Annotated in this window: 14 protein-coding genes; 6 read left to right on the top strand and 8 right to left on the bottom strand. The window is 71.2% G+C overall.

What is annotated here, in order from left to right; translation table 11 throughout:
• Window positions 1-35: 35 nt before the first annotated feature.
• Genes ABD810_RS05195 through ABD810_RS05185 form a run of 3 tightly spaced genes read left to right on the top strand, consistent with a single transcriptional unit; the run spans window position 36 to window position 3,234 of the window.
• Complete coding sequence (locus ABD810_RS05195) at window positions 36-1,472, top strand: oligosaccharide flippase family protein (RefSeq protein WP_344934846.1); 1,437 nt, start codon at window positions 36-38, stop codon at window positions 1,470-1,472.
• A complete protein-coding gene (locus ABD810_RS05190; protein WP_344934843.1) occupies window positions 1,469-2,140 on the top strand; it encodes a NeuD/PglB/VioB family sugar acetyltransferase in 672 nt (223 codons plus the stop codon). The genes ABD810_RS05195 and ABD810_RS05190 overlap by 4 nt, the downstream gene beginning before the upstream one ends.
• A complete protein-coding gene (locus ABD810_RS05185; protein ID WP_344934840.1) occupies window positions 2,137-3,234 on the top strand; it encodes a DegT/DnrJ/EryC1/StrS family aminotransferase in 1,098 nt (365 codons plus the stop codon). The genes ABD810_RS05190 and ABD810_RS05185 overlap by 4 nt, the downstream gene beginning before the upstream one ends.
• A gap of 44 nt (window positions 3,235-3,278) precedes the next feature.
• On the opposite strand, the gene ABD810_RS05180 is transcribed toward ABD810_RS05185, so the two are convergent.
• From ABD810_RS05180 to ABD810_RS05165, 4 genes are all read right to left on the bottom strand, one after another.
• On the bottom strand, window positions 3,279-3,551 hold the full coding sequence (locus tag ABD810_RS05180) for a DUF6295 family protein (protein WP_344934838.1): 273 nt from the start codon (window positions 3,549-3,551) through the stop codon (window positions 3,279-3,281).
• Between the two features lie 14 nt (window positions 3,552-3,565).
• A complete protein-coding gene (locus tag ABD810_RS05175; protein ID WP_344934835.1) occupies window positions 3,566-4,309 on the bottom strand; it encodes a dienelactone hydrolase family protein in 744 nt (247 codons plus the stop codon).
• Window positions 4,310-4,439: 130 nt separating this feature from the next.
• Window positions 4,440-5,786, bottom strand: coding sequence for an O-antigen ligase family protein (locus tag ABD810_RS05170; protein ID WP_344934833.1), 1,347 nt, complete (start codon window positions 5,784-5,786; stop codon window positions 4,440-4,442).
• Window positions 5,783-6,943, bottom strand: coding sequence for a hypothetical protein (locus ABD810_RS05165; RefSeq protein ID WP_344934831.1), 1,161 nt, complete (start codon window positions 6,941-6,943; stop codon window positions 5,783-5,785). The genes ABD810_RS05170 and ABD810_RS05165 overlap by 4 nt, the downstream gene beginning before the upstream one ends.
• Window positions 6,944-7,241: 298 nt before the next feature.
• Between ABD810_RS05165 and ABD810_RS05160 the strand changes: the two genes are divergently transcribed.
• On the top strand, window positions 7,242-7,808 hold the full coding sequence (locus ABD810_RS05160) for a hypothetical protein (RefSeq protein ID WP_344934829.1): 567 nt from the start codon (window positions 7,242-7,244) through the stop codon (window positions 7,806-7,808).
• Between the two features lie 77 nt (window positions 7,809-7,885).
• Window positions 7,886-8,809, top strand: coding sequence for a right-handed parallel beta-helix repeat-containing protein (locus ABD810_RS05155; protein ID WP_344934826.1), 924 nt, complete (start codon window positions 7,886-7,888; stop codon window positions 8,807-8,809).
• Between the two features lie 140 nt (window positions 8,810-8,949).
• Here the strand turns inward: ABD810_RS05155 and ABD810_RS05150 are convergent, their stop codons facing one another.
• Together ABD810_RS05150 and ABD810_RS05145 are read right to left on the bottom strand one after the other, a co-directional pair.
• Window positions 8,950-9,969 carry a TolB family protein gene (locus ABD810_RS05150; protein WP_344934824.1) on the bottom strand — a complete coding sequence of 340 codons (1,020 nt, stop codon included), beginning with the start codon at window positions 9,967-9,969 and terminating at the stop codon, window positions 8,950-8,952.
• Window positions 9,966-10,631 (bottom strand): acyltransferase, encoded by a 666-nt coding sequence (locus ABD810_RS05145; RefSeq protein WP_344934822.1) that lies wholly within the window; start codon window positions 10,629-10,631, stop codon window positions 9,966-9,968. The genes ABD810_RS05150 and ABD810_RS05145 overlap by 4 nt, the downstream gene beginning before the upstream one ends.
• A 35-nt stretch (window positions 10,632-10,666) precedes the next feature.
• Between ABD810_RS05145 and ABD810_RS05140 the strand changes: the two genes are divergently transcribed.
• Window positions 10,667-11,509: a glycosyltransferase gene (locus tag ABD810_RS05140; RefSeq protein ID WP_344934820.1), complete on the top strand. Its 843-nt coding sequence runs from the start codon at window positions 10,667-10,669 to the stop codon at window positions 11,507-11,509.
• A 4-nt stretch (window positions 11,510-11,513) separates the two neighbouring features.
• On the opposite strand, the gene ABD810_RS05135 is transcribed toward ABD810_RS05140, so the two are convergent.
• On the bottom strand, window positions 11,514-12,239 hold the full coding sequence (locus tag ABD810_RS05135) for a WecB/TagA/CpsF family glycosyltransferase (protein WP_344934817.1): 726 nt from the start codon (window positions 12,237-12,239) through the stop codon (window positions 11,514-11,516).
• 35 nt (window positions 12,240-12,274) lie between these two features.
• A complete protein-coding gene (locus ABD810_RS05130; RefSeq protein WP_344934814.1) occupies window positions 12,275-13,456 on the bottom strand; it encodes a hypothetical protein in 1,182 nt (393 codons plus the stop codon).
• Window positions 13,457-13,528 lie beyond the last annotated feature (72 nt).

Here is a 13,528-nt window from a genome sequence, read left to right as displayed (position 1 = left end):
GCGGACGGCTCCGGCCCCGTCACCGGGAGACGCCCGTGACCGACGTCGACGGTTCCTCCCTGCGCACCAAGGCGGGGAAGGCGCTCGGGTGGAGCTTCGTCAGCACCCTGGCCGCCCGCTTCGGCACGCTGGCCATCGGCATCACGCTGGCCAGGGTTCTCGGGCCCGGCGAGTTCGGCACCTTCGCCGTCGCGCTGGTCGCGCTGCTCGCCATGCTGAGCATCAACGAGCTGGGCGTCAGCCTCGCCATCGTGCGGTGGCCCGACGACCCGCGCGCCATCGTCCCGACCGTCGCCACGTTGTCGGCCGGATTCAGCGTGCTGGTCTGCGCGGGGTTCTACCTCGCCGCCCCCGCGTTCGCCGAGGCCATGGGCAACCCCGGCGCGACCGGCCCCGTGCGGGTGCTCGCGCTCAGCGTGGTCACCAACGGCCTGGTCTCGACCTCGGCGGCGTTGATGCAACGCGAGTTCATGCAGGGGCGGAAGATGATCGCCGACCAGGTGGACAACTGGCTCGGCGCGCTGATCTCGCTCGCGCTGGCCCTCCTCGGGTGGGGGGCGATGAGCCTGGCGATCGGACGGGTATGCGGCTCGCTCGCGGGCGGGGTCCTGCTGATCTCCTTCGCGCCCCAGCGGCTGCGGTTCGGCTTCGACCGGGCGGTGGCCCGGCGGCTGGTCAGGTTCGGCCTGCCGCTCGCCGGGGCGTCGCTGCTGGTCTTCGCGGTCGGGTACGCGGACCAGATCGTCGTCGGGCACGTGCTGGGCTCCACGGCCCTGGGCTTCTACGTCCTGGCCGTGAACCTGTCCGGATGGCCGGTGGCGGTGTTCTCCCAGCCGGTACGCGCGGTCGCGCCCGCCGCGTTCGCGCGGCTCCAGCATGACCGCCCCACGCTCAACCGGTCGTTCGTGGCGGTGGCGGCGCTGCTCGTCGGGCTGACGCTTCCGGTGTGCCTGCTGCTCAGCGGGGCCGCGCCCGCGATCATCCGCTTCGTCTACGGAGACGAGTGGGAGCCGGCCGCCATCGCGCTCGCCGGGCTGGGCGTGCTCGCCGGGCTGCGCATCTTCTTCGAGCTGGTCTACGACTACCTGGTCGTGCTCGAACGGTCGCGCGCGGTCCTCGCGGTGCAGGGGCTCTGGCTGGTCGTCCTCATCCCGGCCATGTGGGTCGGCGTCCACCAGGACGGGCTGCGCGGCGCCGCCGTCGCGCTGGTGGCCGTGGCGGGCGTCGTGGTGCTGCCCGCCTACCTGTGGCAGCTCGGCCGCACCGGTGTCCCCCTTCTCGGCCTCGCCCGCTCCCTCTGGCCGGCCGTACTGGCCGCGCTCGCCGTCGGCGGGTTCGCCGTGTTCGCCCTGCGGGCGGCCGGCCCCGACATCGCGGTGCTCGCGGCGGCCGGGTCGTTCGCCCTGCTGGTCGTGGGCCTGTACGGCTACCGCAAGCGCGGCGTGCTGCGGAACATCAAGGAGGCGGCATGACCCCGCTGCTCATCGTCGGAGCCGGTGGCTTCGCCCGGGAGACCGCGCAGCTCGTGCACGCGATCAACGACGTCTCCCCCACCTGGGAACTGCTCGGCCACCTGGACGACGACCCCGCCAAGCACGGCACCGCCGTCGACGGCGTGCCCGTGCTCGCCGGCTCCGGCGAGGCCGTCAGGCGCGAGAACGCCCAGGTCGTGGTCTGCACCGGAAGCCCCCGCGACTACGCCAGCCGCGCACGCATCGTCGCCCGTCTCGCCCTTCCGCCTGAGCGGTACGCCACCCTGGTCCACCCCAGCGTGAGCCTGTCCCGGTCGTCCTCGATCGGCCCGGGATCGGTCGTGCTGGCGCAGGCGGTGCTGACCGCCGCGGTCACCGTGGGGGCGCACGTGAGCGTGATGCCCCACGTGACGCTCACCCACGACGACGTCGTCGCGGACTTCGCCACACTGGCCGCCGGTGCGCGGCTGGCCGGCGGCGTCCACGTCGCGCGCGGAGCCTACGTGGGCTCCGGCGCCCTCGTCCGGGAGGCGCTGACGATCGGTTCCTACGCCCTGGTCGGCATGGGGTCCGTCGTCACCAGGGACATCCCTCCCCGCGAGGTCTGGGCCGGTGTGCCCGCCCGTTTCGTCCGTCCAAGCCAAGTGAATGATGGAGCACCGACATGATCCCGTTCGTCGATCTGAGAGCCGCCCACGCCGAGGTGGCCGAGGAGGTGCTCCAGGGCTTCGACCGGGTGCTCCAGAACACGGCCTTCGTCCAGGGACCTGACGTCGCCGCCTTCGAGGAGGAGTTCGCCGCCTTCTCCGGCGTGCCGTACTGCGTGGGCGCGGGCAACGGCACCGACGCCATCGAGATGGCCCTCCGCGCGTGCGAGCTGCCCCCCGGCGCCGGGGCGGTGCTGCCGGCCAACACGTTCGTCGCCACGGCCGAGGCCGTCGTCCGCGCCGGGCTGCGGCCTGTCCTGGCCGACTGCGACGACGACCATCTCCTGCTCGATCCCGGGTCGGCCGCCTCCGCCGTCGGCGCGGACACCGCCGCGATCCTCCCGGTCCACCTGTACGGCCAGCAGGCCCCCATGGCGGCCGTGCACGAGCTCGCAGGAAGGCATGGCCTGACCGTCGTCGAGGACGGAGCGCAGTCCCAGGGCTCCGAGCAGGCCGGGCGCCCGCCGGTCGGCCTGGCCGCGACCAGCTTCTACCCGGGCAAGAACCTCGGCGCGTACGGCGAGGCGGGAGCCGTGCTCACCTCCTCCCCCGGGCTGGCCCGTGCGGTCCGGCTGCTGACCAGCCACGGCAGCGAGGTGAAGTACCAGCACGAGACGCTCGGCTTCAACTCCCGGCTGGACACCCTGCAGGCGGTGGTGCTGCGCGCCAAGCTCAAGCGCCTGGCCGGGTGGAACGAACAGCGCCGGGCGGCGGCCGATCGGTACCAGGAGCTCCTGTCCGGCATCGACGGGGTGCGGCTGCCACGGGCGGCGCCGGGCAACGTCCATGTCTGGCACCTGTACGTCATCCGGGTGCCCGAGCGGGACAGGGTGCTGGCCGGGCTCCAGGAGGCCGGAGTACAGGCGCAGATCCACTATCCGGTGCCGGTGCACCTCCAGCCGGCGTTCCGCCATCTCGGCCACGGCCCCGGCGACTTCCCGGTCACCGAGAAGGCGGCCGGCGAGATCCTGTCCCTCCCGATCCACCCCCACCTGTCCCCCGAGCAGCAGGAACAGGTGGCGGAAACCCTCGCCAAAGTGCTGAGTCAGCTATGACCGCGGGGTGATCACCCCTAGGGCGGCGCGGGGCCGGGCTCCTCTCAGCGGCGGCCTGAGGCCAGGCCGGGAGGGGCAGAGGCCAGGGCCTTCTGTATGGCCTCGACCAGCGCCAGCGCCGACTCCTCGGTGAGCTCGACCGCCACCCGGGCCGAAGGGCCTTCGCCCGGGTTGGTGAAGTCGATGTTCACCGTGTGCTCGTGGCAGGCGTGGTAAGGGTGGTCGACGTAGACCGCGCCCTGGCTCAAAGTGAACCAGCCGGATCCTCCCTTCCCGGCGCCGTCGAGCTCGATCTTCTCGGTGACATAGGTGCACATGCCAGACTCTCCCGTCAGACGCTGAGGTGGCGACCGTAGAAATCGAAGATCTTCTTCCAGCCCTGCACCGCGGCGGCCGGGCGGTAGGCGGGCCGGTCGGTGGCGAAGAACCCGTGCCCCGCGTCGGGGAAGGTGTGGAACTCGTGCTCCTTGCCCAGCTTCTCCAGCTCGGCGGAGAGTACGGCCACCTCCTCGGGCGCAGGATAGGCGTCCTCGGCGCCGAACAGGCCAAGCAGCGGGCAGGACAGATCAGGCGCCTTGGCGACCAGCGGCGTCGCCTTGAACGGGGACTGCGCGGGTGGCTCGTTCACCACGAACGCGCCGTAACAGTCAACCGCCGCGTCGATCTCGAGCGAGCAGGCCACCAGGAAGCTCTGCCTGCCGCCCGAACAGTATCCGATCACGCCGATCTTGCCGTTGGCGTGGTCAAGGGAGTTGAGATAGGCGGCGGCGCCCGCTATGTCGCCGACGACCTGCTCGTCCGGGACGCCACCCTTGGCCCGTGCGGCGGCGGCCTGGTCGTCAGGGCCGACCCCGGCGCCCTCGCGGGAGAAGAGGTTCGGGCAGATCGCGGCGTACCCGTGCGCCGCGAACCTGCGGGCGATCTCCTTGGTGGCGTCGTCATATCCGGGCAGGTGGTGGATCACCACCACGCCGCCGCGCGGAGCGTCACCCAGTGGCCGGGCAAGGTAGGCCTCTAGCTCGGCCCGCTCATGCCCGGTGACCGTGACCGTACCGGCCCACATCGCGTCGTTCATATGCGCTGACTCCTCGTGCTCCGCGAAAGTCGGTATCTACGTGTCTATAGGTGTATCGGTCGATGTACCGGTCGCACGAGCAGGGCGGAGATCGGCCCATGCTCCTGCCCGTCTTGGCCGTGTGCCCGCTCTAATCCCAGACCTCACGTGCGGGCTGTGTCTGGATGCGCCACAGGGCGCCGCAGCAGCCGAAGATCAGGAACATCACGTTCGTGATCATGGGGAAGCTGAAGGCATCGAAGGTGCCGAAGCCGAAGAGGGCGACGGCCATGGACGCGGCGAAGCACTGGGCGAGGTGGCGGGTCTCCTCGTCGGCCGCGGCCCGTCTGGCCCCTCTGGCCAGCATCCATCCGGCCAGCAGGAACACGATCAGCGCCAGCAGGCCGACGAGGCCGGTCTCCAGCGCCGACATGAGGTACTGGTTGTCGATCACACGGTAGATGCGCGGAAGGTAGGTGGCGAAGCCCTGCCCGAACAGCGGACGTTGCGTCACGGCCTCGACGACCGCGTCGTAGTCGCCGGTGCGCGTGGTCGAGTTCTCGTCGGACCCGATCACGGACACCAGATTGAGCACGGTGCCGATGAGCCCGGGGATCACCAGGCGCATCACGATCGAGGCGGCCCCGAAGATCAGCAGGGCACGCAGCCGCCACTCCGGCGGCCAGGTGGGCAGCAGCACGATCATCACGACGAACAGGCCGAGGATGGCCGAGCGTGAGACGCTCATCGGCAGCGCGCCGGCGATGAGCGCGACCATCAGCCACCGCTTGCGGCGCTGCTCGGGAATGCGGCAGAAGATCGCTCCATGCAGGGCCAGCGGCAGCACGGCGGCCAGGACCACGCCGAGCTCGATGGGGTGGGTGGCGGTGCCGGCCGGGCGGAAGAAGCCTTCCCGCTCGAACAGCACGGCCGAGCCCTTCTCCACCAGACCGGGCAGGGCCAGATAGCGGGTGACCTCGATGCCGGTGAAGAACTGGATCATCGCGACGAGCGCGGGGAACGACGCCCCCAGCACGATGCGGTGCCGCAGCGTCTCCAGCCGGTCCATGCCGTTGATGCCGTCGGCGGTGACCAGGGCGATGCCCGCCCAGCCGCCGACCAGCACGAGCCCGAGGTCGGCGGCGTTCACCTCGTCCGCCGAGAGCGGCCGGGTGGCGGCGGCGACGTAGCTGGCCAGAACGGCCAGCGCGAAGAAGACGATGACGGGACGGACCGGCTGCCGGCCGCGGAGCGGGGTCCACCGCGGGGAGAGCGTGGACAGCAGGTACCACACCAGCAGCAGCACGGCCACCATCGACGAGGGCGACCCCGCTCCGCCGAGAGGACCCACGACGTACCTGGCCGGCATCACGAAAAGGACGATCAGGAAGAACGTCATGATCGTCACCGGGTCGACGCGGACCTTGGCCGGCTTGGACCGGCGTTGAGGCGGCCGCGTGGACGAGCGCGCCCTCGCGGCCTCGGACGTGCTGGTCACCGACCAGGTCGGGTGGGGTCGAACACGACGTACGGCTCGTCGTCTGAGTCGCCTCCGGCGGGGTGCGACCCGGAGCCGGACCCCTGCCGGGCTCCGCCGCCCGCGGTGGAGCCCCGATCGGACGACGAGCGTGACCCGTTGGCCTGTCGTCCCCCGTTGCCCGTGTCTCTCGATGAGGACGTGGAGCCCGACGGCGGGGCGCCTCGCGGCCGGTCCTTGTCGTCGGACCAGACGTACAGGTCGTCCTCGACCTTGATCACCGGCATGGGGGCCGTGTAGCCCTCCTCGATGCGCTGCTGGCCGGCCCACGGGTCACGGGGCTCGGGAGCCGAGGCGTGCTTGGCCGGGGAGGGCGTGGAGGTCACCCGGCGGTCGTAGATGCGGGGCTCGGGCGGCTCGATCGGCCGCGGGACGCGCGCCGAGGGCCTGCTGCGCTGGACGTTGCCGCCTCCGGGACGCGGCGCGGCGGCGGAACGCTGCGCACGCTGCGGACGGGCCGGGCCGGCAGGAGGCTGACCCGCGCTCGCCGTCACAGGGTCGGGCTGGGCGAGCCTACGGCGCTTCTGCGCCAGCGACTCCAGGAACAGCGGCACGCCGATGGTCAGCAGCGCGCCTCCGGCGAAGACGATCACAAGGAGCCGGATCTTCTTCTCCGGGGTCAGCTCGGCCTGGTCGCTGGAGGTGACCAGCTCGGCCCGGATCGTCGCGTCGGGGAGGATGGAGGACTTCTGCTGCATATCGGTCAGCCGCTCCTGGCTGAGCGTCGCGAGCGTCTCCATCGTGGCCTGGGCGACCTTCGGGTCGGCTCCCGTGGCCGTGATGTCGAGCAGCGGCCCCCGGGAGTCCTGGGCGAGGCCGACGGTGTACTCGGCGGTCTTGCCCTCGTCCTTGAGCTTCTGCAGCGTGCGCTCGTCGCTCATGCCACGCGAGATGACCTCTGCCGTGATGGTCAGCGAGGCGTCGAACGCGAGCCAGGGGTTTCCCCCCACCGGCTGGGATCCCTTCCTTGACGACAGGAAGACGATTGTGGCCTTCGACTCGTACTGCCAGGGAATCGCTATGAGCGCCCCGACCGTCGCCGCGATGGTGACCGCCAGCAATGCCAGCGTCACTGGCCACCGCCGGAGCAGCGCACGCAGCGAATCAAGCAGGTCCATTGTTTCCCTTCACCCCCGCCCGGTCGGCCACATCTGCCATTCCCACCTCGCCGAGCCGCCGAGATAGGACGCCCGAGCATCTCGGCGCGTTGTCATCGCACTCAAGTGTTTCCTCTGAGTGCTTTCTTTACCAGGCCCGTCCCAAAATCCCGCACGCCTGTGCCACCATGTGTCGGTGCGAAGGCGAGTGGTTGTGCGGTGCTGCTGCCTGGTGCTGATCTTCCTGGTCGCCGCCTGCGCGGTGGTCTGGGTCCGATATAGGTCCCCTCTTTACCAGAGTTCGGTCACGGTCGCTTTCATGACCAAGACCAACCACTTCAAGGGTGAGGTCTACGACCACTTCACCGACAACCACATCTACATGGCGCTGGCCACCGCCCGGTTCTTCGACAATCCGAGCACCAAGGAGCGTCTGCGCGCCATGGGAGGCACCGCCGCCTTCCATTACGAGGTGGCCCACTGGGGCAACGAGGAGCTTCCGGTCTACGGCCAGCCGTACGCCACCATGCAGGCGCTCTCCGACAACCCCAAAGAGTCGATCGACACGGTCAATCTGGCACTCCAGGTTCTCACCCAGAAGCTCCACCGGCTGCAGACCTCGGCGGGCGCCAGCGGGCGCGTGATGATCAAGATGGAGCCCATCGGCTCGGTCATGGGACCCGATCGGCAAGGGCTCCAAAAGGGCCGCGCCACCGTCGGCGTCGCCCTCATCGCCGCTCTGTCCTCCGCCGCGGTCCTGTACTCCACCCGCGACCGGAGCGGCGAGGGTGGCGGACGTTCCCCCGCACCACACCAGACGACGGCGGACACGGGCCCGATCCGGCGCGCACGACCGCCGCGCCTCGGAGCCCGCACGACCCCGTAGATGTGATCCACGACAGGTGACAGCGCTCCCGGCGGGCCCGCTGGAGCGTTCCGCAGACTTATGAGCTGGAGTTCTCGGTGTCCTCTTCGCTACCCGGCCGGTACGCACTGTTCGTCGCCTTCGTCGCTTTCAGTGGCCTGGCCGTCGCAGGATGTAGCGCCGGCGGTGCGGCGGACGACGGGCGCGACCCCATCCCCGGGCACAGCTCACAGCCAGACGTCAGTGCGTCCCCGGCCCGCGACGGCTTCCCCTCCGCGGAGAACACGGGCCTGCGCAAGGGGGTCGCGCTCAAGAAGGTCGGCGAGGTCACCGTGCTCAAGCCGGGCGCCGTGGTGGAGAACCTCGAGGTGCACGGGAAGCTGAACATCAAGGCCGACAAGGTGACGGTCCGCAACGTGCGGGTGATCGGCGAGGGCGACTGGTCGATCATCCAGGCGCAGGGCGCGTCGGGCGCCGTGATCGAAGACTGCGAGATCTCCGGCGACGGCGTCGTCAAGGCCCAGTGGGGCGTCCTGAACCAGGGGGGCGACATCACGGTGCGGCGCGCGAACATCCACACCGTGTCGAACTCCGTCGGCACCGACCACGGCCTCATCGAGGACTCCTACATGCACGACTTCAAGGAGTACCCCGGCGACCACGTGACCGGTCCCCAGGCCAACGGATCCCCCCAGAAGGGATTGAGCCTCACGATCCGCCACAACACCATCCTGAACCAGATCTCGCAGACCTCCGCGATCTCGATCTATCAGGACTTCAGCCGTGCGCACGACGTACTCATCGAGCGCAACCTGCTCGGTGGCGGCGGCTACACGATCTACGGCGGTGAGGGGAAGTTCGGTGTCCCCACCGACATCCGGATCATCGGCAACGTCTTCACCCGGCGCCTGTTCCCCAAGGGCGGCTTCTGGGGGCCGGTGACCTACTTCAACAGCAAGGCCAAGGGGAACCGCTTCGAGAACAACGTGTGGGAGAACACCGGCGAACCGGTCGCCTCCTGACCGGACCGGCCGTACGGGTCGCCGCCTCGGCGTCGAGCGCGGGGCCGGGCGCACCCACGCCGGCCACGTTCCCGCGCCGTCCACGCACCCGCGCCGTCCACGTTCCCGCGCCGACGCCCGATCGCCCGCCGGGGCGCCCATCACGTCGCGGCGGGAGAGTAGGCGTCGCGCAGGAGGAGCTCCGGCCGCCCCCAGCCGTCGGCGGGCACCGTCCACACGTCCGAGCTGTCGCCCCGCAGCCTGCTGTACATCAGCGTACGAGCGTCGAGCCACGCGGCCTGGTCGTCCACGTTCGCGGGCTCGGCGAGCGCGGTCTCCCGGCCCGACCTCAGGTCCAGCACGTACAGCCGCCAGGGATCGCCGGCGCCGCCCATCCGCTTCTTGTACGCCACACGGGTGCCGTCCGGGGAGAGCGAGGGGCACTCGGCGTTCTCACGCAGCGTGCGCATCCGGCGCTCGGCGAAGTCGCCCTGCACCAGGTAGGTCCTGCCCTCGCTGGACACCGTGGCGTAGAAGCGGTTGTCGTCGGCCGCGAAGGTGACACCCCAGTAATTGAGGTCAGGCGCAGTGAAGTCGTGCCCGTCCTTCTCCAGCGTGAACTCCTCCAGGTTCTTGACCAGCGTGCCCGTGCGGGTGTCCAGGATGCCCGCGCGGGTGGAGAACCCGACGCTCAGGTAGGAGTCACCCGCCACGAAGAAGGTCCAGGCCGCCATGCGCCCGCTCGCGGAGACCCGCGCCCGGCTGGGGATCCCGGACAGGGCGACCTTCCGCCCCTCGCGAAGGTGATCGTCGACCACGATGGCCTCCGACCGGGCCGCCAGGCCGCTGGTGACCCGCAGGCACAGGCCCGTACCGGCCGCGGCGTAGAAGCGCTTGCAGTGGAGTCCTGTGGTGCGCGCCTGGCCCTTTCCGCGTGCGGGCAGCGCCAGTACCCTGCCGCTGTCCGGCGAGGCGCCCGCACGCACCGTGAACAGGTCGCCCGCCTCCAGGGCCGTCTGGCGCGGCAGCGGCGCCGCGCTCCGCACGGCCGCCGCCCGCGCCGAGCCCTTCGCGGCCGACCTGGCCTTGAGGACGTACACCGTTCCCGCCGCGCCGAACAGTAGGACCGCGACCGCGAGGATCGCGATCCTGGCGCGCCCGGACAGAGACGCGACGTTCACGCCGGCCCGATGGACGGGCCGTCGCCGCGCCCGCCCGTCTCGCCCGGCCGGCCCTCGTGCTCCGCCTCAGCGGGCCCGCTCAACCGGCCGTCGTGCTCGGTGTAGACCTCTCCGGTCTCCGGGCAGCTCCAGCGTCCGGGCGCGCTCTCGCGCAGCGTCACCCCCGCACGTCCGACCCAGCCGATCCGGCGGGCCGGAACGCCCGCCACCAGGGCGAAGTCGGGAACGTCCCTGGTGACGACCGCCCCGGCGGCGACCAGGGCGTGCCGCCCGATGGTGCGCCCGGCGACGACCACGGCCCGCGCCCCGATGGAGGCGCCCACGCGTACGACCACGCCCTCGGCGGTCCAGTGACCGTCGCGCTTCACCTCGCCGTCCACATCGGTCGATCGGGGGTACATGTCGTTGGTCAGCACGGCCGCGGGCCCGACGAACACACCGTCCTCCAGGACCGCGGGCTCGTACACCAAGGAGTAGTTCTGCAGCTTGACCCGGTCGCCGACCCGGACGCCCGGACCGACGTACGCGCCGCGCCCGAGGATGCATCCCTCACCCAGCACGGCCTGCTCGCGGACCTGGGCGAGATGCCAGATCCGGCTGCCCGAACCGATCTTCGCGCTGGGGTCGACGTCGGCGGTGGGCGCTATTCGCGGTTCGGTCATCGAACACTCCCGTTGAGGGTGAATACTTCGGAACTATGCCAAGCGCGAGCGTCATCATCCCGGCCCACAACGAGGCCCGGGTAATCGGCCGGCTCCTTTCGCGCCTGCTCGGCGGGGCGGCCCCCGGAGAGTTCGACGTGGTCGTCGTGGCCAACGGCTGTGAGGACGACACCGCCTCGGTCGCACGTGACTTCGGCGTCCGCGTGATCGAGACGCCGGTGCCCTCCAAGCGGGAGGCACTGCGCCTCGGCGACGAGGCGGCCGTCGGCCATCCCCGCATCTACGTGGACGCCGACGTCGAGGTGGGCACCGCCGACGTGCGGGCACTCCGCGACACGCTCCTGCACGGCGGCTCGGGGGCCCTCGCCGCCGCCCCTGAGAGGGCGCTGGAGCTGCGCGACCGGCCATGGCCGGTGCGCGCCTACTACGCCGTCTGGAACCGCCTCCCGGCCGTGCGAGAAGGGCTCTTCGGCCGGGGTGTGATCGCGGTGTCCGAGGAGGGCAACCGGCGCATCATGGACCTGCCGCCGGTCATGGGGGACGACCTCGCGGCCTCGCTCGCCTTCGCGCCCGGCGAGCGTCAGGTGGTGCGCACGGCCCACGCGGTCATCCACCCGCCGCGTACCCTCGCCGACCTGATGCGGCGCCGGGTCCGCGCCGTGACGGTCGTCGCGGAGATCGAGCAGGGCCCGATGGCCGGGCAGGACGCCCGCACGGGCCTTCGCGACCTGCTCGCCATCGCCGCGCGCGCGCCGTGGCTCGCGCCGCACCTCGGCGTGTTCCTCGCCGTCACGCTCGTCGCGCGGGCCAGGGCGCGCCGTGCCGTACGGGCCAAGGACTACACGACGTGGCTGCGGGACGAGAGCAGCAGGACCTGAGCAGTCAGGCACCCCTCCGATGGCCCTGGACGTACTCCTTCACCACCATCCAGGCGAACCGGGTGTTGGTGGAGACGTAGCGAGGTCCCAGCCGTAAGGGCTCCTGGAGGAACCTGTAGGCCCATTCGAGGCCGAGCCTCTGCCACAGCGCGGGAGCCCGGCGCACCTTCCCGGCCAGCACGTCGAACGACCCGCCGACGCCGTGGATCACTCCGGCCCTGATGTCCTCGGCGAACCGCGCCTGGAAGATCTCCTTCTTCGGCGAGGTCATCCCGAGGAACAGCAGGTCGGGCTTGGCCTCCCCGATCCGTGCCGCCACCTCGGCGGCCTCCTCGTCGGTGAAGTAGCCGTCGCGCGCCCCCGCGATCTCCAGGCCCGGATAGCGGTGGCGCACCTCCGCGACCACCCGTTCGAGCACCTCTGGCCGGGCCCCCAGGAAGTACGCGCGGTACGACCGCCGGGCGCCCTCCTCCATCAGCGAGGTGAACAGGTCGATGCCGGCCACCCGCTCGGGCAGCGGCCTGCCGAGGAATCGGGAGGCCCACACGATCGACTGGCCGTCGGCGACCACCAGATCGCACGAGGTCACCGAGTCGCGCAGCACCTGGTCCTGGCCCATGCGGACGGCCTTGGCGGCGTTCACCACGCCGATGGTGAGGTTCTCCCGGCCCTCGACCGCCGCCACGCACCGCGCCACGGTCTGCTCCATGGTGAGAGCGTCGAGGGACATCCCCAAAAGCGCCCTGCGCGGCGCCGGGACGCCGGTCACCCCTGCGTCCCCGGCGTGTCGCGGGGCAGCGAGAACACCCACGCGTACAGCAGCCATCCGAGCTCGTAAGGACGGCACTCGCGGTCGACGGCGAGCGGCGGGTAGATGCGGTCGAGCACGCCGAGGCGCGAGCCCTGGTTGATCGCGGTGGCCACGGCGCGCACGCCTCTCACGATCTTCTTCGGATCGTCCCTGGCGGCCTTGCGCCAGGTCAGGTCGAGCTCTTCGACGATCAGCTCGTCGTCGATCTCGGGCCGGGAGGTCATCCAGTGCAGGCCGAGCGCTATCTCCTTCATGTAGGAGGTGCCGCCGGCGTCGGCGAGGTCGAGCAGCGCCATCGGCGCCATCGAGAGCTGGTGGACGCTGTAGACCGGATAGCCCTCGACCACGCCACCCGTGCGCGCGTCGTAGTGCCACCACCACTGGCCCTGCGGCCCTTGTGCCGCGCAGATGCCCGCGGCGATCCGCTCGGCCGCCTTGAGCGCCGCCGCGTCGCCGGTGTGGGCGTGCAGGCGGGCGAGGGCCTGCAGCGGGTAGACCTGGTCGGCGAAGCAGCCGACGTGGGCGCGGTACCAGGAGGCGGGGCCGAGGACGTGCCGGTAGAGCCGGTCGTCGCCCAGGCCCGTGAGCAGCCTCTCCCTCGCGTGGTCCAGCCGCCGGTCCAGGTCCGCGGCGCCGTGGCTCACCCGGTGCGCCGCGACCAGGGCCGCCAGCGCCCACGACGCCTCGACGGTGTGGACCGGGTCGCCTGGGCGCAGTGCGCCTTCGAGCTCCGCCAGCCGCTGGAGAGCCCTGTCGAGCCCGGGGTGGCCGGCCTCGGCCGCCGCCCATGCGACGAGGGCCACGTCGCCCAGGTTGCCGACGTCCGGCAGGCCCTTGACCAGGTTTCCCACCAGATCGAGGACGGTGTCGCCCGCCAGGGCGGCTCGCTGCGCGTCCTCCGGGAGCGCGGCGACGCCGAGGGCCACGATGGCGCTGTAGCGCACGCTCCGCCCTTCGGGGACGGCCGTCCAGCGCCCGTCGCCGCCGAGCCTGCCCCGCCTGGTGAAGACGAACTCACCGTTGACGTACCCCGGAGGAAGCCCGCGGACCGACAGGCCGACCATGCGGTCGGCAAGCTCGGCTGCGGATGAATCGATCTCGGCGAGCGCACCGAGACGACCCTCGTGGCGAGTCATCACTCACCCCCCAAACTGTGTAAGCAACACACCGAATATGACTGAAGATGACATGTCATGATCTTTGGGCGT

It is taken from the genome of Sphaerisporangium flaviroseum, from assembly GCF_039537005.1.
Taxonomy (GTDB): Bacteria; Actinomycetota; Actinomycetes; order Streptosporangiales; family Streptosporangiaceae; genus Sphaerisporangium; species Sphaerisporangium flaviroseum.
Note: the sequence above shows the minus strand (reverse complement) of the source record. Positions and strands in the feature narration are given on the sequence as shown.

Coding starts and splice junctions, on each gene's coding strand:
- ABD810_RS05190 (WP_344934843.1), top strand. CDS start 1,469: ATGACCCCGCTGCTCATCGTCGGAGCCGGTGGCTTCGCCCGGGAGACC.
- ABD810_RS05185 (WP_344934840.1), top strand. CDS start 2,137: ATGATCCCGTTCGTCGATCTGAGAGCCGCCCACGCCGAGGTGGCCGAG.
- ABD810_RS05180 (WP_344934838.1), bottom strand. CDS start 3,551: ATGTGCACCTATGTCACCGAGAAGATCGAGCTCGACGGCGCCGGGAAG.
- ABD810_RS05175 (WP_344934835.1), bottom strand. CDS start 4,309: ATGAACGACGCGATGTGGGCCGGTACGGTCACGGTCACCGGGCATGAG.
- ABD810_RS05165 (WP_344934831.1), bottom strand. CDS start 6,943: ATGGACCTGCTTGATTCGCTGCGTGCGCTGCTCCGGCGGTGGCCAGTG.
- ABD810_RS05160 (WP_344934829.1), top strand. CDS start 7,242: ATGACCAAGACCAACCACTTCAAGGGTGAGGTCTACGACCACTTCACC.
- ABD810_RS05145 (WP_344934822.1), bottom strand. CDS start 10,631: ATGACCGAACCGCGAATAGCGCCCACCGCCGACGTCGACCCCAGCGCG.
- ABD810_RS05140 (WP_344934820.1), top strand. CDS start 10,667: ATGCCAAGCGCGAGCGTCATCATCCCGGCCCACAACGAGGCCCGGGTA.
- ABD810_RS05135 (WP_344934817.1), bottom strand. CDS start 12,239: ATGTCCCTCGACGCTCTCACCATGGAGCAGACCGTGGCGCGGTGCGTG.
- ABD810_RS05130 (WP_344934814.1), bottom strand. CDS start 13,456: ATGACTCGCCACGAGGGTCGTCTCGGTGCGCTCGCCGAGATCGATTCA.